At 45.5% G+C, this 20,867-nt stretch carries 18 protein-coding genes; 5 read left to right on the top strand and 13 right to left on the bottom strand.

The window, feature by feature from the left end; all coding sequences use genetic code 11:
- Positions 1 to 232: 232 nt before the first annotated feature.
- The 5 genes from QZ998_RS14755 to QZ998_RS14735 form a co-directional block, all read right to left on the bottom strand.
- A complete protein-coding gene (locus tag QZ998_RS14755) occupies positions 233 to 1,717 on the bottom strand; it encodes a phosphomannomutase/phosphoglucomutase (protein ID WP_296561603.1) in 1,485 nt (494 codons plus the stop codon).
- Positions 1,718 to 1,878: 161 nt separating this feature from the next.
- Positions 1,879 to 2,862 (bottom strand): ornithine carbamoyltransferase, encoded by a 984-nt coding sequence (argF, locus tag QZ998_RS14750; RefSeq protein WP_296561602.1) that lies wholly within the window; start codon positions 2,860 to 2,862, stop codon positions 1,879 to 1,881.
- Positions 2,863 to 2,984: 122 nt separating this feature from the next.
- Complete coding sequence (locus tag QZ998_RS14745; RefSeq protein ID WP_296561601.1) at positions 2,985 to 4,217, bottom strand: arginine deiminase; 1,233 nt, start codon at positions 4,215 to 4,217, stop codon at positions 2,985 to 2,987.
- Between the two features lie 124 nt (positions 4,218 to 4,341).
- The gene (locus tag QZ998_RS14740; protein WP_296561600.1) at positions 4,342 to 4,614 is read right to left on the bottom strand and encodes a Veg family protein; all 273 of its coding nucleotides are present in this window, start codon (positions 4,612 to 4,614) and stop codon (positions 4,342 to 4,344) included.
- Between the two features lie 184 nt (positions 4,615 to 4,798).
- Positions 4,799 to 5,530, bottom strand: a complete 732-nt coding sequence (locus QZ998_RS14735) for an HAD family hydrolase (protein WP_296561599.1) — start codon at positions 5,528 to 5,530, stop codon at positions 4,799 to 4,801.
- 133 nt (positions 5,531 to 5,663) lie between these two features.
- On the opposite strand from QZ998_RS14735, the gene QZ998_RS14730 reads away from it, so the two are divergent.
- Together QZ998_RS14730 and pheA are read left to right on the top strand one after the other, a co-directional pair.
- Positions 5,664 to 6,299 carry a lactate utilization protein gene (locus tag QZ998_RS14730; protein WP_296561598.1) on the top strand — a complete coding sequence of 212 codons (636 nt, stop codon included), beginning with the start codon at positions 5,664 to 5,666 and terminating at the stop codon, positions 6,297 to 6,299.
- A gap of 1 nt (position 6,300) precedes the next feature.
- Positions 6,301 to 7,194, top strand: a complete 894-nt coding sequence (pheA, locus tag QZ998_RS14725) for a prephenate dehydratase (protein ID WP_296561597.1) — start codon at positions 6,301 to 6,303, stop codon at positions 7,192 to 7,194.
- A gap of 112 nt (positions 7,195 to 7,306) precedes the next feature.
- Here pheA and ileS read toward each other — a convergent pair whose 3' ends face one another.
- Positions 7,307 to 10,405: an isoleucine--tRNA ligase gene (ileS, locus tag QZ998_RS14720; protein WP_296561596.1), complete on the bottom strand. Its 3,099-nt coding sequence runs from the start codon at positions 10,403 to 10,405 to the stop codon at positions 7,307 to 7,309.
- A gap of 662 nt (positions 10,406 to 11,067) precedes the next feature.
- On the opposite strand from ileS, the gene QZ998_RS14715 reads away from it, so the two are divergent.
- Together QZ998_RS14715 and QZ998_RS14710 are read left to right on the top strand one after the other, a co-directional pair.
- Entirely contained in the window at positions 11,068 to 11,655 is a 588-nt protein-coding gene (locus QZ998_RS14715) for a hypothetical protein (RefSeq protein ID WP_296561595.1), read from the top strand.
- 129 nt (positions 11,656 to 11,784) lie between these two features.
- The gene (locus tag QZ998_RS14710; protein ID WP_296561594.1) at positions 11,785 to 12,279 is read left to right on the top strand and encodes an ECF transporter S component; all 495 of its coding nucleotides are present in this window, start codon (positions 11,785 to 11,787) and stop codon (positions 12,277 to 12,279) included.
- 55 nt (positions 12,280 to 12,334) lie between these two features.
- On the opposite strand, the gene QZ998_RS14705 is transcribed toward QZ998_RS14710, so the two are convergent.
- Positions 12,335 to 12,808: a gamma carbonic anhydrase family protein gene (locus QZ998_RS14705; RefSeq protein ID WP_296561593.1), complete on the bottom strand. Its 474-nt coding sequence runs from the start codon at positions 12,806 to 12,808 to the stop codon at positions 12,335 to 12,337.
- A gap of 151 nt (positions 12,809 to 12,959) precedes the next feature.
- On the opposite strand from QZ998_RS14705, the gene QZ998_RS14700 reads away from it, so the two are divergent.
- Positions 12,960 to 14,864, top strand: a complete 1,905-nt coding sequence (locus QZ998_RS14700; protein WP_296561592.1) for an ABC-F family ATP-binding cassette domain-containing protein — start codon at positions 12,960 to 12,962, stop codon at positions 14,862 to 14,864.
- A 105-nt stretch (positions 14,865 to 14,969) separates the two neighbouring features.
- Here QZ998_RS14700 and QZ998_RS14695 read toward each other — a convergent pair whose 3' ends face one another.
- The 6 genes from QZ998_RS14695 to QZ998_RS14670 form a co-directional block, all read right to left on the bottom strand.
- A complete protein-coding gene (locus QZ998_RS14695) occupies positions 14,970 to 16,457 on the bottom strand; it encodes a UDP-N-acetylmuramoyl-L-alanyl-D-glutamate--2,6-diaminopimelate ligase (RefSeq protein WP_296561591.1) in 1,488 nt (495 codons plus the stop codon).
- A 235-nt stretch (positions 16,458 to 16,692) separates the two neighbouring features.
- A complete protein-coding gene (locus QZ998_RS14690) occupies positions 16,693 to 17,385 on the bottom strand; it encodes a DUF1638 domain-containing protein (protein ID WP_296561590.1) in 693 nt (230 codons plus the stop codon).
- A 22-nt stretch (positions 17,386 to 17,407) separates the two neighbouring features.
- Positions 17,408 to 18,112: a GntR family transcriptional regulator gene (locus QZ998_RS14685; protein WP_296561589.1), complete on the bottom strand. Its 705-nt coding sequence runs from the start codon at positions 18,110 to 18,112 to the stop codon at positions 17,408 to 17,410.
- Positions 18,113 to 18,139: 27 nt separating this feature from the next.
- The gene (locus QZ998_RS14680) at positions 18,140 to 18,790 is read right to left on the bottom strand and encodes a cobalamin-dependent protein (RefSeq protein ID WP_296561588.1); all 651 of its coding nucleotides are present in this window, start codon (positions 18,788 to 18,790) and stop codon (positions 18,140 to 18,142) included.
- 235 nt (positions 18,791 to 19,025) lie between these two features.
- On the bottom strand, positions 19,026 to 19,811 hold the full coding sequence (locus QZ998_RS14675; protein ID WP_296561587.1) for a formate/nitrite transporter family protein: 786 nt from the start codon (positions 19,809 to 19,811) through the stop codon (positions 19,026 to 19,028).
- Positions 19,812 to 20,045: 234 nt separating this feature from the next.
- Positions 20,046 to 20,675 carry a cobalamin-dependent protein gene (locus QZ998_RS14670; RefSeq protein WP_296561586.1) on the bottom strand — a complete coding sequence of 210 codons (630 nt, stop codon included), beginning with the start codon at positions 20,673 to 20,675 and terminating at the stop codon, positions 20,046 to 20,048.
- Positions 20,676 to 20,867 lie beyond the last annotated feature (192 nt).

Raw genomic sequence — 20,867 nt, 5'->3', positions numbered from 1 at the left:
CGTCAGACCAGAAGTTTGCCGCCGGCTTCCTTCAGATTCCCCGTCGCCGGGGACACCCTTGCCTTGAGCTATGCACTTGGCACTACCTACCCGTGCTCGGGACTTTCACCCGTTAGATTGCGCCCATGCCGGGCGCACTGCTAAAAAAGCCAGCCGCTTGTGAACAGGTTCACAAGCGGCTGGCTTTTTTTTATTAAATTTATCGAGAATTTTCAAGAAAATCAAAACTGCTTTATCTAAGCGCCTGATAGTCCGTCAGAAATTGCTTTAACCTGGCCTCAATGATCGCACAACCGCCGACCGCATCGGATTCGATATTCAGCGGCATAATCGGATCATGGAGGGACATGCGCAGCAAACACCAGCCGTTTCCTGCGCTGGCGTCACAGCTGACCCGAATCCCCTCGTAATTGGGTTGCACCACCGTCCAGCCGGGTTGACTGGCGGCAAAGGTGGCAAAATCTGCTAACACCGTTTCGCCATAAGACTTAAAATCCTCAGCGGTTATCTTTAACCGGATTTCCGTGGCTTCCAGCGGTTCTTTTAAGCCCTGAAGAAATGAACTGATCGGTTTGTTAGCCTTAAGCAGCTCGGCAAATTTGATCAGCGCCATCGTCACCAGATAGGCGCCGTCATCGAGAAAATAGTTTTCTTTGATGGCACCGTGGCCGCTGGTTTCCATCGCTAAATGGGTTTCGATGCCCGCGTTATTTAGACGAATCGCCTCATTAATGACATTTTTATAACCCCGTTTAAAACGATGATGCTTGCCACCCTGGCTTTCAATATAGGCGGTTAATCCGGTCGATGTAATTGAATCAGTGACAATCGTCGACCCGGGATAATCGGATAACAAGATGCTGGCAATAAAGGCAATAAAAGCATTGCGGTTAATGGCATGACCCCGTTCGTCGATAATCGCTGCCCGATCGACATCAGTATCAAAGATGATCCCCAAGTCAGCCTGGTTAGCCAGCACCGCTTTGGTAATATGATCAATCGCCACCGTATCTTCGGGGTTAGGGACGTGGTTGGGGAAATTGCCATCAGGGTCGAGATACTGACTGCCGCTGGTATCAGCGCCTAAGGGAACTAAGACTTGGCTGGCAAAAAATCCACCCGCCCCATTACCGGCATCAACGACAATCCGAGCACCGGCCAGGGGTTGATCTAATCCGGTTTTGGCACGGATAATCTTTAAAATATTCTGCGAATAGGTGGGCAGAAAATCATAATCCAACGCCTGGCCACCGGGAGTAAAACTAGTTTCAATGGTCTCAGCCATTGCTAGAATCTCGCTAATATCCTCTTTATTGAGACCGCCATCTTTGGTGAAAAATTTCAGTCCATTGCGGTTAAAGGGCAGATGGCTGGCGGTAACCATCACTGCCCCATCAGCCTGGATCAGCGGATCGATGGTGGTCATAAACATCGCCGGGGTGGTGGCCAGACCACATTGATAGACCGTGTTACCCTTGCTAATAAGCCCCAGCGCCACTGCCTGAGCCAAATGCGGCCCGGACAACCGGCTGTCGCGGCCAACGGCAAAGGTCAGCGGTGCCTTGCCCAGCTTTTTCTCCAACCACGTCGCAAAGGCAAAGGCAATTTTCATCGCCATGTCCTGAGTGAAATTGACCTCCTCACCAGGAACACCAGCAAGGACAATACCCCGGACATCGGAGCCATTTTGTAATTTTTTAATCGCTTTAATTTCCATTTATCGTTAATCTCCTGGTCATGAATCGTATTAATTTAGCAACGCCATGCTGGTTGAGCGAAAATTTTCGAGTGCTAGGCGCTGGTTCTTTTTCAAGGCCGCCGCGTATCTACAATACGCAAGGATTTGAAAAAGAAACTGCAACGACGCAATCGGACATTTTAGCCAACCAGAGATGCGCACATCACAGCTTTGATCGTATGCATCCGATTCTCGGCCTCATCAAAAACCTTGGAATGCTTGCTGCGGAAGACCTCATCGGTGACTTCCATTTCAGCCAGACCAAATTTCTCCTTAACTTCGCGGGCAACCGATGTTTCCTGGTCATGGAAGGCTGGTAAACAATGGAGGAAGATCACCTCATCATTGCCGCTAGCCTTAATCATTTCCATATTAACCTGGTATGGTAACAACAGCTTGATCCGATCAGCCATCTGATCCTCTTCTCCCATCGACACCCAGACATCGGTATAGATGGCATCAGCTCCTTTAACCCCGGCTTTGATGTCGGCGGTTAGGGTAATGGTTCCCCCGGTTGTTTGACAAAGCGCTTTCATTTCTGCCACTAAGGCCTCTTCCGGGAACAGCGATTCTGGAGCCACGGCGACAAAATGCATCCCCAGCTTGGCACAGCCGATCATCAGGGCATTGCCCATATTGTTGCGGGCATCGCCGACATAAACCAGGCGTTTTCCCTGCACTGATCCAAGATTTTCCTGGATCGTCAGCATGTCGGCCAAAATCTGGGTGGGATGATCGAGATCGGTTAAGCCGTTCCAGACTGGTACCCCGGAATACTCGGCCAGCATTTCGACGGTTTTTTGTTCAAAGCCGCGAAACTCAATGCCATCATAAAAACGTCCCAGAACAATCGCGGTATCCTCAATCGATTCTTTTTTGCCCATTTGGCTATTGGTTAAAAAGGTGACATTGGCACCCTCGTCAAAGGCCGCTACTTCAAAGGCGCAGCGCGTTCGTGTTGATGCTTTTTCAAAAATCAGGACAATGTTTTTACCTGCTAACAGGTTGCCCACCACACCTGATTTTTTCTTGGCCTTGAGTTCGGCAGCGTAATCAATCAGATACTGGATTTCCGCAGGGGTAAAATCCTTTAATGTCAATAAATGACGTCCTTTTAAATTCATAACGTTTCCTCCGTTTATCGCTTCTTTTATTATATTTTAACTGCTGAAGATTACCTTTCACAAGGTAAATATGCTTAACAGCGATTATTTAAAAAACCGCCCGATCACCACAATGATCACTTCTAAAACCGATCCCGGTAAAGCGGCATCGTCATACAGCGGGGGCCACCACGGCCACGCACCAGCTCGGATGCTTCAATACCGATGACTTCGATGCCGTTTTGACGCAGCACTGCGTTGGATTGCTCATTTCTAGCATAGGCGACAATCACGCCGGGGGCAATTGCCAGCGTGTTGGTGCTGTCATTCCATTGTTCCCGGGCAGCCGCAACAGGGTTGCCGCCACCACTCTCAATCAGGTTAATGGCTGGTAAGTCAAGCACTGCTTTGAGTGCTTCTCTGAGGCTATCTTTGCGCTGATAATGGAGATAGTCACCTTTACCGGGGGTCATAATCACCGTTTCAACCTGTTCTAGAATCCCCGGGTAGACAATAAATTTATCAAAGTCGACCATCGTAAAGACAGTATCCAGATGCATAAAGGCGCGGTTGCGGGGGATTTTTACCGCCAGCACCTTTTTTATCCCCAAATCGGCATTAAAGAGGTTTTTGGCTAGCTCTTCTACCCCCTGAACCTCGGTCCGTTCGCTGCACCCGACCGCTACGACAGTGGGGCTCAAAATAAGGATATCACCGCCCTCTACCGAAAAGAAGTTGGTATCCTGGTAAAAGGTTTTATTGTTGCAGCTATCAAACAGCGGGTGATGCTGATAAATCGCCGATAGGTAACGACTTTCCCGCCTTCTGGTGCGGGTCGCCATCGCCGAAATGGACATCCCATCATGAATCGCGACAGCTGGATCGCGCATAAAATATAAGTTTGGCAGTGGATTCAAATAAAAGGCATAGGGTTCCGAGCCTTTTAAATAATCAGTCAGCACCCGGTGCCGATCCAGATGATCCAGTTCTTTTTGCAGCACCCCAGCAATTAAGGCCTCGCCCAGGGTATTGCTGTCGAGCGACATCAGATACTCATTTAAAAAGCCATCGATGTAATTTCCCGATGAGGGATTCTTATCAATCACTTCGGCAATGATGCTTTCGCGAACGGCGGTATCTTTTAAAATATCTTTTAATAAGTCCTCGACATAGAGCACCTCGGCACCGCGTTTTCTGAGGATCGCGGCAAAGGCATCGTGCTCCTCTTGCATTCGGGCAAGCCAGGGGATATCCTCAAATAAGAGCTCCTTGAGGGAATCCGGAACAATTCGCTCCAGTTCCTTTCCTGGCCGGTGAACCAGCACCTTTTTCAATTTGCCAATTTCAGATTCTATCTTCAGGTTCTTAGCTTTCATTTTTATCTCCAATTTTTTAATACCCGGTTATTATACCATCGCTTTAATAAAAAGCCTACCATTTAAGCCAACAAAAAAAGAAGAACCTGAGTCCTTCTCCTAATGTGGTTATTTTATGTTGTCGTTATGAAACTAACAGTGCGCCGTCAACTTCATTCTCATCTAGTAATACAATCTTTACACTTTGAGTTAGAAGATCAGAATAACTGAAAGACAACTTCTGTTCTTTTCTTTTATCCTCTTGAACTCGAACGGTAAAAATACTGGGATAAGTGCTCTCAATTACCCCTTCTTTTTGGTAGAGTTTTTTCTTGCTTTTATGTGCTTCAAGTTTGACCCGTTTACCAAGACAATTTTCCACCTCGCGTCTAATGTCCATAATGGTTGCTTTTGGCATGAACTTCACCTCTCTGTGGTTTTCTCTAGGTTAGTATACCACAGATTTAAGGAAAAGTAAAATTTTTTATTATAACAAGACCTGGTTTTTTTGTCAATATGTAATTTTGATTTTCGTTTACATTTTGTTTAACGTTTACATTTCTTAAGGTTTCAGATTTTCTAGTCGCGGTCTTTATCTCTGATCAGTGTTTTTTCTTTTGGGCATTGGGGTTGGGATCTGGTATTTCGTTAAAAAGCGAATACATTTCCTTGCCATAACGCAGCGCTTCAACAATCCGCATTGGGTTATGCAGCCAGATCGCCTCATCGAGCTTGGTCAGTACTTCAAAGGATTCAAATCCCCAGGTACATAAAACTGGCAGCATTCCGGCTCTCAGGGCGGTTTCGTAATCAATTGTCGAATCCCCGACAAATAGACAATCCTGTGGTTTTACGCCCATCTTCTGAGCCAGTTTTACGCTTGTCTCGGGATTGGGTTTTCGCAATTCATCCCTGGTAAAACCAATTACGTCGACAAAATGGTAGTCTGGAAACAGGCCATGGATTAGCGACTTGGCAGCTGCATCCGGCTTATTGGTACAGACACTAAAGGGAATCTCATGAATTTTTAAATAATCCAGCAGTTTTGTGACGCCGGGATACGGCTTCGTTTTATTTCTGTAATTAGTCGCGTATTCGGCTTTAAGCATTTCCGTTAATTCGTCCACGTAAGGATCATTATCACGATAATTTTCCGGCACGGCATCCCGGACTAAATTTCTTAAGCCTCTACCAATCAGCTTTTTTCCCTCTTCATAGGAATGAACCGGCAAGCGATTATATTTAAGAATCGCATTGACCGAATCGATCAGGTCTTCTAGTGAATTGACCAGGGTGCCGTCTAAATCAAAGATTATCCCCTTATATTTATGCATGTCTTTGTCCTCCTCTTCTGCGATTGCATGTTTTTTATTATTATACCCCATTTTCTCAATAAATTTTGTTTTTTTAACGACTTTGGATTATAATAAGGTTATTATGTTAACTATTTTCTCTGGAGGTATCATTTTGGGTTATAAGGAAGATAATTATCTGAATCTCAGCCGCTCTTTAATTAAGAAAATGGAGCGCCGAAATTTTGAAGGCTATTATTGCAAGACCGCCGCTGAGGCGCTGGAACTGGCTTTGTCTCTGATTCCCCGCGGTGTCAGTGTGACCCACGGTGGTTCTGAATCAATCAAGGAAATTGGCTTACTGGATGCCGTTAAAAACGGTGATTTTGACTATATTGACCGTAGCCTGGCAAAAACTCAGCAGGAAAAAAGAGCGGTGGTTGCCCAGGGGGTACTAGCTCACACCTTCTTGACCGGCACCAACGCCATCACCATGGATGGTGAACTGGTTAATGTCGATGGGATCAGCAACCGGGTTGCGCTAATCTGTTTTGGTCCCGAGCAGGTGATTGTCATTGCCGGGATCAACAAGGTGGTTGCCAATGTCGATGCCGGGATTTATCGGGCTCAAAATACCGCTGCTCCGGTAAACGCGATTCGCTTAAGTGCCAAAACCCCTTGCTACGATACCGGCAGCTGCGCCCAGTGTCATGCTGCTGACTGCATGTGTGCCAATATCGTCACCACCCGCCACAGCCGCATCCCCGGCCGGATCAAGGTGATTTTAGTCGGCGAAAATATTGGTTACTGAGATGACTACGGCCCAATCCTTTGACTTATTAGATCAAGCTTTTTCTGACTATCCAAAAACCATCAAAAAAGAACCGCGGGTGGCTTATGCCGGCACCCGCGGTTCTTATGGCGAAGAAGCCAGCCTGGCTTTTTTTAAGCAGCAGTGTCAGCTGTCCCCTTTCAAAACCTTTGAGGATGTTTTTGTCGCCCTGAGTGAGGGTTTTATCGATTATGGGGTACTACCGATTGAAAACTCCTCGACCGGCTCGATTGCCGCAGTTTATGACCTGCTGTCGCGTTATCAGTACTATATTGTCGGCGAACAGGAAATCAAAGCACGGCACTGCCTGCTTTCACCAAAGGGCGCCAGCCTCGCAACCATTACCGAGGTTTATTCCCATCCCCAGGGCTTTTCGCAATCCCAGGAATTTCTCGATGATTATCCCGACTGGAAGTGCATCCCCTATTATAACACCGCCATTGCCGCCGCCTTTGTGGCCGAGCAAAACGACCCCACAATGGCCGCCATTGCCAGCAAGCGGGCCGGTCAAATTTATGATCTCGAAGTCTTAGCCGAAGACATCAACTTTTCACAAACCAATGTCACCCGGTTTGTCGTTATTTCCCGCGAGATCGAACTGTTTGAACATCCCAGCCGGGTCAGCATCGCCTTTCGGCTGCCCCATCGTCCTGGTGCACTCTATGAAATTATCGGAATCTTTTCGGTCTTTTCACTCAATCTCTGCAAGATCGAATCCCGACCGCTATTAAAAGAGAATTGGCAATACCTGTTTTTTATCGACTTCACCGGCAATATTTCCCAGAACACCCTGGTCAACCTGCTGCCGATCATTCAGGAAAAGGCTGAGTATTTTCAGTTCCTGGGCTATTATCCGCAGTATGAAGAAAAATAAGGTTATTTATATCTACACTTCAACACAAACACCCCCCAGTAAGGCGATGACCGCTTTACTGGGGGGTGTTTGTTTAATATGCTATCTGGTTTTTGTTGTATTCTATTTCACGCTATTTCTTGACCAGTTCAATCGCGGTATCATGGCCATTCAAATTAAAGACTTCACCGACACCGGCTGTAGCGGTGATCGTGTCGGCCAGGGTTTCGGTTTTAATAAAATCTGTATAGATGTCAATCGCCCGATCCATGGCTTCGTCACTGCTGTAGCTGATATCGATGCGATCCATCACTTCGTAGCCGTTTGACTTCCTTAGCTGCTGAATCCGGGAGACAAATTCCCGGGCACAGCCTTCATCGAGCAAATCCTGATTGAGGCTGGTATCGAGGATGATAAACTTGTTGTTAAACATCTGTACATTAAAGCCTTCTTTGGCCGAAATCCGGATGTCGATAAAATCCTTGCGCAGTTCAATGCTTTCGCCATCGAGCTCAATCACAAAGCTAGCGTCGGCTTCCAGCTTGGCGACTACCTCACTGGCCTCTACTGATGCCAGCGCCTTGCCCAGCAGCTTGACGTTTTTGCCAAGGATCGGGCCGGCCACCTTGAAATCGGGTTTTAAGGCATAGTTCATAAAGTCGCCGAGATTGTCTTCAAAGACGACCTGTTTAATATTGAGTTCTTCTTCGATCAGGACACAGAGATCGCCGAGGGTTTGGCGGTACTTGCCATCGACAATAATCTTCGATAAGGGTTGTCGAACCTTGATCTGCGCCTCTTCGCGGGCACCCCGGCCGAGGCTGACCAGCTCCCGAACCAGATCCATTGGCTCTTCAATGGCATCCTGAATCAATGCTTCATTGATAGTCGGATAATCAGCCAAATGGACTGACACCCCATCGGTTAGCTTTTGATAGAGTTCTTCGGTAATATAAGGGGCAAAGGGTGCACAAAGGCGAACTACTCCTTCGAGCACTTCCCAGGTGGTGTTGTAAACCGCTTTTTTATCTTCAGTTAGCTCAGTTCCCCAGAAGCGGCGACGATTACGGCGGATATACCAGTTGGACAAATCTTCGTTGACAAAGTTCTGGATTTTCTTGACCGCTTTGGTTAAGTCAAAGACTTCCATTTCTTCGCGCACCTCTTTGACCAGGCGGTTATATTTAGACAAGATCCAGGCATCGATTTCGGGACGATTGGCATAGTCCACAAAAAAATCACGGGGATCGATGCTGTCGGTGTTGGCATAAAGGGCAAAAAAGTGATAGGTATTTTTCAGGGTATTAAAGAACTTGCTTTGTACCTCTTTGATTCCCTTAACATCAAAACGGGTCGGCGTCCAGGCCGGTGATACATAAAGCAGATACCAGCGTAGCGCATCGGCGCCGTATTCAGCAAACATTTCAAAGGGATCAACCGAGTTTCCCTTGGATTTGGACATTTTCTGTCCCTCGGCATCGAGGATCAAGTCATTGACCAAGACCTTTTTGTAGGGCGCCTTGCCAGTCACAAAGGAGGAAATCGCCAATAGTGAATAAAACCAGCCACGGGTCTGATCAATCCCTTCGCAGATAAAATCAGCCGGGAATTGTTCTTCCCATAGTTCTTTATTTTCAAAAGGATAGTGATATTGGGCAAAGGGCATCGAACCGGAATCAAACCAGCAGTCGATGACATCCTTGACACGAGTCATCGTTTGGCTGCAATCAGGACAAGTGAAATGGACATCGTCGACATAGGGCCGATGCAGCTCAATACTTTCATCAATTTTTTCAACTGCCCGCTCAACCAGTTCTTTGCGGGAACCGACGGTTTCAAGTTTACCGCAGCCGTCACAGCGCCAGACCGGCAATGGCGTACCCCAGTAGCGGCTGCGCGAGATCGCCCAGTCATTGAGGTTTTCAAGCCAGTTGCCAAAGCGTTTTTCACCGACATAATCGGGATACCATTCGACCTCGTTATTATTCTTGATCAAACGGTCTTTGATCTTAGTCATTTCGAGATACCAGCTGGGCTTGGCATAATAAAGCAGTGGCGTTTTACAGCGCCAGCAATGGGGATAGTTATGAACTACCTTTTCTTTTTTAAACAGCTTACCTTCAGCTTTTAACCATTTGATAATATCCAAGTCGGCATCGATAACAAATTGACCCTTCCAGGGGGTATCGGTATATTTGCCGTCCTCGGCGACTGGCTGCAATACCGGCAGATTGTATTGTCGGCCAACCTTGTAGTCATCTTCACCAAAGGCCGGGGCGATATGAACAATCCCGGTGCCATCTTCGGTGGTGACATAGTCGGCACAGGTAACAAAAAAGGCTTTTTTATCGGGAATCACAAAGGGCATCAGCTGTTCATACTCGATGTGTTCCAGCGCTGAGCCTTTCATTTCAGCTAAAATTTCGTAGCCTTCGCCCAGTAATTTAGGCGCCAGCACCTTGGCGCAGATATAAACCTCGTCATTGCTGCGGGCTTTAATATAATCGGCCTCCGGGTGAACAGCCAGCGCGACATTGGCGGCTAGGGTCCAGGGAGTGGTCGTCCAGACCAGGAAGTATTCGTTGGCATCCTTGCGTTTAAATGCCGCTACAACGGTATTGCTTTTGATTTCCTGATAACCCTGGGCAACCTCATGAGAGGCCAGCCCGGTTCCGCAACGGGGGCAATAGGGCATGATCTTGTGACCTTCATAAAGAAAGCCCTCTTTATTGAACTTATCGAGAATCCACCAGACACTTTCAATATAATTGTTATCCAGGGTAATATAGGGGTCTTCCATGTCAATGAAATAACCCATTTTGCGGCTCATTTCCTTCCACTGGCTTTCGTAATTAAAGACCGATTCCTTACATTTTTGGTTAAACTTGTCAATACCATAGGCTTCGATTTCGGGCTTGCTGGACAAACCCAGCTGTTTTTCGACTTCGATTTCGACCGGCAGGCCATGGGTATCCCAGCCGCCTTTACGCAACACCCGGTAACCGTCCATGACCTTGTACTTACAGACGGTATCTTTTAATGTCCGTGCCAGCACATGATGAATCCCCGGCCGGCCGTTAGCCGTTGGGGGGCCTTCATAAAAGACAAAGTTCTCTTTGTCCGCCCGGTTATCAATGGTTTTCTGCAAAAGATTGATCGCCTCCCATTGTGCTGAGATGGCATCTTCTTTCTCGCCGACTTTTCCTTCTATTAATGTTTTAAATTGCGCCAAATTTCTACCTCCAATAAGACTTTTTGATTGAATAAAATACGCTCAGATAAGTGGTCTGATTTAAATATACTGAACTAATTGCATGAATGAAATGCGCTGCGATAAAACGAGCGCAGCTGCTGCTCCAAAATAAATGTGTCAAAAAACGCTACTTGATAAAATCGTTTAAACACAAAAAACGCCCCCTGAAAAATCCAAGGGACGAAAAATCGCGGTACCACCCAAATTGACAGCAAGCTGCCCACTCTATGAAGTTAACGATTCCCCGGGGTTTCCTAGGCTACGCTAACTAATCGTTAATTAAGCCTTTAGAAATCCTGTTCAAAGGTGATCTCTCTGAGGCGTCCTTAAACAATCTTTCACCACAATGATTGTCTCTCTGTTAAAGCCTTTCCCCACAGCGTCCTTATCCTGACATTTATGTTTTTAGTTAATTTAATATGATCCGATACTATTTTAAATCTAAAATGGTCTGTTTTATATTTTATCCAATAACCTTAATAAAATCAAGTTTTTTGAAATCTTTATTCTAAAAATTAAGAATCTCGGGTATAATGATACTAACCTTACCATTGGTAACAGTTTATTGGGAAAGACTGCGTGCTTTTAGCAACCATTTCTCGACAAACTGTTAATTAAATAAAATACAAAAGGAGTTATCTATGAAAATACGTTATGTCCTTCTTTCAGTTCTACTCATTGGCGTGCTGATTACCGGCGCTGTCCTACTGATGCCAAAGCTGTTAAGTGATGAAAAAACAACGGCCAAAGAAACCAGCACGACTACAACAACAACCAAACAGCCAGAACCAATAAAAAATAATCAGCCCGATGCCACGGCGACCACAGCGATTGTCGTTCCCCAGGAAATGCAAACCGTCATCGAAGAAAATTCAGAAGACATTTATGTTGACGAAGCCGGTCTGCTAGCTGGCAACTATCCCAGCCAAATGGTGCCCCTCTATGGCGTAACCAGTCTTTCTCAATCCCACCAGATTACTGGTGTTTCCGGAAAACCGGGATGGAAAACTTCCTATGTTTCTGATTATTCCACCGACGAGATTCTTGTTTTCTATCAGAACCTGCTCTCCAGTGCCCCGGATTATACTGAGGAGACAGTTTCGGCAACAACCAACCTGAAGGGAACCGTTAGCGGTTATAGCATCAGTATTTCAATTTCACCGAACAACCCGGAAAAAACCGACCTGCCGGGTAACAGTACCGCGAATATCTTTATTGAACAGCTTTAATGGGTTCAGATTTACAAAAAAATCGCCCCATTCAAACCCTTGATTTTTAAAAATCTTATGAGATAATCTTATCCTAAGCTAACGGTATCCCGTCGGCTTAGGATTTTTTTAGAATCGAGGTACTGATAAATGAATACTCAAACAAAAAAAATTACCTATACGGCGTTAATGATGGCGCTCATCTTGGTGATGACATCGCTAGTTAAAATCCCGATACCCAATGGTTATGTCCACCTGGGTGACGGGGCGGTGCTCTTGTCGGCTTATATTTTAGGCCCCTGGGGCGGTCTGATTGCCGCCGGCATCGGCTCGGCCGGAGCCGACTACTTTGGCGGTTATGGAGCCTACATGCTACCGACCTTTATTGCCAAAGGTGCGATGGCCTTTATTTTTGGCTACCTGATGGAGCGCTTTCCCGATAAAAACATTCTGTTCTTTTCTTTTCCCGCCGTGATTGCCATGACCGCCGTTTATTACCTGGCCGAAGTGATCATGTACGGCAGCATCGTCGGACCCCTGCTTAATGTTCCCTTTAGCGCTCTGCAAGGCCTGGTCGGCATTGTCATCGTCACCATTTTACACAAACCGCTTGAACGGTTTCGCCTGACCCCTGTCAAGTTTTAGCAAATAAAAAAAGACCCAAGGTCTTTTTTTATTTGCACGCTTTTTCTCTGGTCGCTTACAGATAACCCTTCATGGTCTCTAAGTATTCTTCAGCGTTGTCTCGGATGCTCTGAATTTCTTCAGGTTTCAGTTCTCGAGCAACCTTGGCCGGACTGCCCATGATCAGTGAGTTGGGCGCAAACACCTTTCCCTGGGTCACCAGCGAACCGGCACCAACAATCGAATTTTCGCCTATTTTTGCACCATTAAGAATAATCGCACCCATACCGACTAGCACGTTATCACCGATTTCGCAGCCGTGAATAATGGCCTTGTGGCCGATGCTAACCCCATCGCCGATGATCGTCGGATAACCTGCGGCCACGTGAACCACCGAGCCATCCTGAATATTGGTTCGATCACCAATGGTGATACTGTCAACATCGCCCCGCAGCACCACCTGAAACCATACTGAGATAAAATTCCCCAGCTTTACTTTTCCGACCACATCAGCACTTTTAGCTATAAAAATGGTTTTACCCAACATCATTTTTCCCACCTCACCTTAATTTATTATTACAATTCGTTTTTCCAATTCATCACTACATGATACTATTTTCAGGACTTTTTGTAAAGTTTTTCCAAGAACCCTCTCATTTATGATAAAATATTAGCAAAATGAAAACACAAAGGACAAGTCAATGAATATTGCCAGTATTGAAAATCTTAAAAAAACCTATGGGGTCAAAACCCTTTTTAATGATATCTCGTTTTCGATCGCCGATACCGATAAGATCGGGGTGATCGGGGTTAACGGTTCCGGAAAAACCTCGCTGCTGCGAATAATCGGAAAGCTCGACAGCCCCGATGCCGGTGCGGTTAAATTTTTTGGCTCCAAACGGGTCGAAATTCTTTCCCAAGATCCCGAGCTTGACCCCGATACGACGGTGCTTTCTCAGGTTTTTTCGGCCAACTCTCCGGAAATGAACCTGGTGCGGGATTATGAGTCCACCCTGGCTACCTTAGAAGCCGCACCGGAGGATAGTGCCCTGCAAAAACGGCTGATGGTACTGTCCCAGCGGATTGATGATGAAAACCTCTGGAATCTCAAATCCCAGGTCGAAACAATCCTCTCGCAGCTGGGTATTCACGACTATCATAAACGAATTGGTCAGCTTTCCGGGGGACAGCGCAAACGGGTGGCGATGGCTTCAGCACTACTGACCCCCTGCGATCTGCTGATTCTCGATGAGCCTACCAATCACCTTGACAATGACACGATTGCCTGGCTGGAGAATTATTTACTAAACCGCAAAGGTGCACTGCTAATGGTCACCCATGACCGCTATTTTCTTGATCGGGTGGTGACTAAAACCATTGAACTTGATCTGGGCAACCTCTATGAGTATACTGGCAATTATTCCGACTTTTTAGAACAAAAAGCCAACCGTCGCGAGGCTCAAACCGCCATCGAGGAAAAACGCCAAAATCTCTATCGCCGTGAGCTGGCCTGGATCCGCCGCGGCGCCCGTGCCCGAACGACCAAGCAGAAAGCCCGGATTCAACGGTTTGAAGAAATCAAAGAACGCGCCACTGATCTTTCCGAAAACCAGATGGAAATCTCGGTGGGCTTTTCCCGCCTTGGTAAAAAAGTTATTGAGATTGAGCATTTAAGCAAGTCCTTTGCCCCTGTGAAAGTCATCAACGATTTTTCGATGATCCTCGGTCCCAGCGAACGGATTGGAATCATCGGCAAAAACGGCTATGGCAAGTCGACCCTGCTGAATTTGCTGGCCGGAAAGCTACAGCCGGATAGTGGCACGATCACCTTCGGCGAAACCGTTAAAATCGGTTATTTTTCACAAGAATCCGAAGATATGGATCTGAGCCTCCGGGCAATTGATTATATCCGCGAAAAAGCCGAAGTGATGGAAAATTCCCGTGGCGACAGCGTCACTGCAGCACAGATGATGGAACTTTTTTTGTTTGATAAAAACAGCCAATGGGTTTATATTTCCGAACTTTCCGGCGGCGAACGGCGGCGACTCTATCTGCTGGGGATCCTCATGATGGCTCCTAATGTATTGCTGTTTGATGAACCGACCAACGATCTGGACATTGATACCCTGACTGTTTTAGAAGCCTATCTGGACGAGTTTCAGGGCTCGGTACTGACCGTTTCCCATGACCGCTATTTTCTCGACCGCACCTGCGAACAGATCTTTTCCTTTGACGGCCATGGTCAGATTACCACCCAAACCGGCAATTATTCGGATTATATCAAAAAACATCCCCTGACCGGAGTGGGCAACCGTGAAGATAGTCGCGATCAAGCGGTTAAAAAAACCACACCGCCACCGCTTGAAAAACCCAAAACCCGCAAACCCGGTCTAACCTACAAGGAAAAACGCGAACAGGAAGCCCTGCTCTCGGATCTCGAAAGCAAGGATCAGCGGCTTGATTTTGTCACCCAGAAGCTTTCTGAAATCACCAAGGACTACACTGTTTTACAGGAATTGGCCGAAGAAAAGGCGATTCTGGAAGAAGCCCTGCTGGAGATCATGGATCGCCTGGAAACCCTGGAGAACCTTGAAAAAGGTGAGTAATTTAACGGGCGAGCGTAGCTCTGACTAAGCTCGTTTGCAATTAGTGATTTGGAAGATTATCGACCACCTAAAAAGCACCCATCGGGTGCTTTTTAGGTGGTCTTTCTAATTCTCGGACTTCAGTTTTAGCCGGGCGACGGCTTCTCTGGCGGTATCCCATTCGTTGTAATAAAGGGTTTCGTCTTTCATGATTTCCTGTTTTTCGTGACCTTTGCCAGCCAGCACCAGCACATCTCCCGGGCGACACAAAGAGGCTCCATAATAGATGCCTTCCTGGCGCAGCTCCACGGTCGCGACCTGATCGGTTTTTTCGCGGACGCCGGCCACCACCGCGTCAATGATCGCGCTCGGGTTTTCACTGGCCGGATTGTCCGAGGTGACCACCACCATATCAGCATATTCTCCTGCGATCCGCCCCATAATCGGTCTTTTTTCCTTATCCCGGTCACCATTGCAACCAAAGACCAGGACAATCCGACCGGTGAATATTTTTCGTACTGATAAGAGCAGTTTTTCCAGCGAATCCGGCGAGTGGGCATAATCAATAATCACATCAAAGGGCGCCTCAACATCGAGAATTTCCATCCGCCCTTCGACCCCCGGCATCGTCGCCAGGGCTTCCCGAATTACCGCGATCGGGACTGCTTCTAGCAGTGCGGCAATGATCGCGGCGATGGCATTATAGACCATAAACTCACCGGGGATATTTAAGAATAATTGCTCTTCCCACTCCGTCGTAACCAGCGTAAAGGCGGTGCCTTTGGAGCCAAAAACCAGATCTCTGGCGAAATAGTCATACCCCGGATTTAAGCCATAGGTGATCACCGGTACGCTTTTAATGGCTGCCACTATTTCACACAGCTTCTGACCCCAGGGGTCATCCCCATTGATAATATTGGCTTTTTTGACCTGAAAAAAGAGTTTCGCTTTGGCATTAAAATAGTTTTCAAAGCTTTTATGATAATCCAGATGATCCTGGGTTAGGTTGGTAAAGATGCCATAGTCAAAATCGACCCCATTGACCCGATCCAGAGCCAATCCGTGGGAAGAGACCTCCATAAATAAATGGGAGCAACCACGATCCTTCATTTCTTTTAAAATCTCCTGAACTTCTAACGATTCCGGGGTGGTTCGGCCGCGATTGTCAACCACCTGATCGCCAATCAGATTATGAATCGTCCCGATCAGACCGCAGGTATTGCCCGCCGTTTCAAAAATATGTTTAAGCATATAGGTCAGAGAGGTTTTGCCGTTGGTTCCGGTAATGCCGGTGACCACCATCGACTGCGAAGGTTTCCCGTAAAAACAACTCGCCAATATCCCCAGCGCGTGGCGGGAATCGCCTACCTTTATGTAAACAACCTCGGTTTGATAGTCGCCCAGGTCATCCTGATGGATGACCGCAGCGGCGCCCTGGCTGATGGCACTATCAATGTACTGATGGCCATCGGTAACATAGCCGGGAATGGCTACAAACAGGCTGCCTGCCTCGGCTGCCCGGGAATTGTAGCAAATTTTTTTTATCTCACAGTCCAGCTGATTGTTTCTAACCTCAATTATATTTAGTTCTTTTAGTAGTTGTTCAAGTTTCATCGATTTTCCTCTCTTGTTTTTCTGCTGCTGTACGCTTTTATTATACTGTTTTCCGATTTATCTGTCTAGATCTGTCTGTATCCGTATTAAGCTGGCATCAACCCAACCCATCACCAATATGAGTTGCGCTGCGCCGCTGCTAAACTAAAAAAGAGACACCCATTTTAAGTATCTCCCTGTGATCCCCGTTCGTATATCCTGCTCATCTTCAGATTAAATCAAAATACTATCAAAATTATGATATCCTATTCGCACAGGATGCTACGGCACATTCCACCCCAAAATCATCCATCGTTATTTTCGTTCCCGGTTCGATCACCACCACCCGATGATCCCACTCCAGCGAGATGAACATTTCTAGCAGTTCTACATCTCCCTGGGTAATAACAAAATCCAATTTCAGTACCTGGCTTAAATGCCGGGCACAATGAATCCAATCTTCCAGATCATAGGCACCTGAGTCAATCATCATCAGGGACTTGTAATTCTTAAACATGATCCCCATGATCATTTCTGCCCGTTTGGGACCATACTTATTAATGGCATAATGATATTCTTCTTTTAAGGACTTTTTCCCCATCATCCACCCCTTGGTAATAAAATAGGTTTCGCCCCGGATCGATTTGAGTTTTTCTTTATTGTGTAGCAGCATCTGAATACAATCCTCAGAGCGCAACAATGCCAGCCTGGCATGGTCACTTTGCAACCCGATCAGTGCTTTTCCACAGTTTCCATATCCCAAAAGAATCATATCATATTCCTGATGGCTATTGATCTCTTTTTGTAATTCCAGTTTTAATAAGTCCGGGTTGTTATGCAGTTCTGCACTCATCCAAATGGTATCATAATTGATATTGGTATTCTTCATCGCTAAGCTCATCTCATCTTGAATCATTCCACACACAATTAATAAGATACTTTTTTTCATCCCATACCTCAGTTATTCATAACTAATCGAAGGAGGCAATTGCCTCTAAACCAGAATCCTCCCCGGTAAAGTACATCAAACCCCATCCAATCGGATGATCTTTTTCATCCAGCAACTTCTGCTCAACCACCAGAACCGGATCGCCTTCCATAATATCGAGCACCTGACTGACTTCCCCTTTAGCTGCCATGGCACGGATTTTTAGCTTTTTAGTCATCGCAAAAATAGAATTCTTTTTAGCCACCATCTCCGGAAAGGTGGCATAGCGAATCTCTTTTTCGACAATCGGAATGCCCCGATAATAAGGAATATACTTGATATCAAAGGCTTTGACCACACCATCGCTGACAAACACCCGTTTTACAACGATGACATGCTTGTTTTCGGCCATTTCCAGATTGAAACCCACCTCATAGCTGGGTTTCACGACATTGACCTCAATCAGCCGGATTTCCTCACCTTTTTTTTCAGTGGTCATCATTTCATCAAAATGAAGTGTATATGAATCCAGATTAGGCTCACAAACATAGTTGCCCTTACCCGGAATGGAGTAGATGTATCCCTCATTGACGAGTACCGCCAGACCTTTTCTGACCGTCATTCGACTGACATTAAATTCTTCGCAAAGGAGATTCTCTGACTGTATGGCATCACCCGGTTTTATTTCTTCACTGGTAATTCTATGTTTTATTGCATCAACTATTTTTAAATATTCGGGGGATCCCATTATTCTACCACCTTGGTCTATTTATCGTTATTTTTTCATTCCCGTTTTGTCAATCATCCATAATCTGCATTTTTCAACACCTGTCATTACATCTTTGGTAGCAAAATCGGCACCAACGATCTGGGCCGCTTTTTCATCAATGACCGCACCGCCGATAATCACCCGAAAATCGTCCCGGATTCCCCGGCTAACCAATTCACAGACCACCGCGCGCATTTCATAAATGGTTTCCTGTTGCATCCCACTCATTCCGATGATATCAGGTTTTGCAGTTTCAATCGCTTCCATGACCTGATAGAGGGAAACATCCGTCCCTAAATCAACGAGTTCAAATCCTGCCGTTCGGGCAAAGGAACCGAAAATATTTTTGCCAATGTCATGGCAATCACCAAATACCGAAAAAAGCAGTAATTTGCCGATTTTATTTTTAGGTGTTATTTTGGTAATTTCCTTTAATTCTTCGAGTTCCATCACTTCCTGAAAAATGATCCCGGCAAAAATCAAATCAGCAATAAAATAATCGCTGGTTTCATATAATTTACCGACCCGCTCCATTCCGGTTTGTAACCAATTGAAAATATCAATTGGTTTAAACCCCTTTCGAATAGCAATTCGAACGAGCTCCAGGGTTCGATCTTCATATAATCCTTCGATGGATCTTACAATGCTATGTTTCATAGTTTAGGTTTCGCTCCCTTTGAGGTGTAAATTAAATATCCGGCCATGTCTGGTCTCGATCTGATTATTTTAATGACCACACCTGGAATTACTGATCTGTAATATAAGATCCTCTTAATTATAACCTAAATTGTTATTTTTTATAATGGTATAATTAAGATAAATCTTGCAAATTTTTACGACTTTAAGTTTAGAGGCCTTTGCTCTTCACAATTGAAGAGCAAAAGTTACTAAACTAGGCTTTTGGGCCACATTTACAATATGAGTAATAAGCAACTGCTGGCACCAGAACTGCACCACCAATGACATTCCCAATTGTAACCGGAATGATATTGTTAATCATAATCTGAGCCCAGGTAATATCTGCGCCAACAAAGTAGCCCATTGGGATAAAGAACATGTTTGCAACACTATGTTCATAGCCGGATAATACAAAGAGCATAATCGGGAACCAGATGGCTAGTATTTTACCAGCTACATCTTTAGCACCAGCTTGCATCCATACCGCTAAAACAACAAAGATGTTACAGAAAGTAGCACGAATAATAACTTCAACTAATGGAATTGCAACCTTGGCTTCAGCTATTGCCATCGCCTTCGTTACCATTGCTTCACCGTAAAGGCCACTTTGAGACATCAACCAGGCCAGGGCTACCGAGCCAATAAAATTGGCAACCCAAACGATACCCCAGTTGCGAAGCATTTCGCCCCAACCAATATCTTTTTTACCACAAGAGATTGTCAGTAAGTTGTTGCCGGTAAAAAGTTCAGCTCCAAACATTACCACAAACATCAGACCCACGGGGAAGACTGCTGCCCCCATAAATCGACCGAGGGTTCCCTCAAATCCTGCTCCTGCGTTTGCAGTTGCGACCGTAAAACCATAAGATCCAAAACCAATAAACATACCTGCACAAATACCTAAAATAACCATTTTCAGTATTGGCATAGTAGTTCTGTTCTTTCCAAAACCTTTGGAAATAACTTCAACAATCTCTGCCGGGGTTAAAAAATTGTTCACACGTTTTCCTCCTTCAACGTTTTTCGATTTTCTTGAAATCGTTTGTCGAAATTATACCATACTTGAATCGACCTGTATATACATATATCTACAAATCTTTTAGTTTTAGAGTCAAAAATGATCTCTTCTGAATAAAAAAAGGATAACAAGTTGAGTTAATTCTCTTCTTCTTATCCTTGATTTTTTATTCTATTTTTCGGTCTTTTGTGGATATTCCGACATTCCTGTCTAAACCTATACCCAGCTCTGGCAGATTTTTACGCCTTCGGCGGCATTGGTGGTAAACTGGTCAGCACCAACATATTCACATGATTCTTTGGTGACTGGATTTCCGCCAATAATCACTTTCGCATCAATTCCAGCGGCTTTTAGCGCGTCGACAGTCTCTTTCATGGAGTCAATCGCTAAAGTTAAAACCCCACTCATACCGATGATTGCCGGATTACAATCTTTGGCTTTTTCGACAAAGAGCTCCGGAGCGACATCGATTCCTAAATCGATCACTTCAAAACCAGCCGCTTCGGACATGCTTTTAAAAATATTTTTTCCGATATCATGTAAGTCACCATGAACTGTTCCGATAATGATGGTTCCAGCAACAGCCGAGTCTTCACTGCCTAAAACTGGTTTTAAGACATTGATTGCTTCGGTTAGTAATTCCCCTGCAAAAATCAGGTCGCCAACAAAATATTCGCCCTTTTCGAAAAGATCTCCAACGATTGCCATCCCACCCTGACAGGCTGCAACCGCTTCCTGTGCTTCGGCTTCTGAGGGCTTAGTCGCTACAAAATCATTAAGTAATTCCATTACATCTTCTTCTTCTAAATCTCCAACTGCCTGTGTTAAACCCTTTAAATCCAGCATTATAATACCCTTCCTTTGAAAAAAATGATCCGATAAAAAACTTGTGTGACATGTGTGTACATGTTTACAATAATATGATACACCTTTACCGCTCGATTGTCAAGTAAACGCTGTCAATTTTGTTATGCTTTTATTTTTTTCGACCGACTGTCAAAGCCCGACACCACATAAAAAGAGGTGCTTTCGCACCCC

This window comes from uncultured Acetobacterium sp., from assembly GCF_927416815.1.
In the GTDB taxonomy this organism is placed as follows: domain Bacteria; phylum Bacillota; class Clostridia; order Eubacteriales; family Eubacteriaceae; genus Acetobacterium.
The sequence above is the reverse complement of the archived record's forward strand: the minus strand, read 5'-3'. Positions and strand labels throughout refer to the sequence as shown.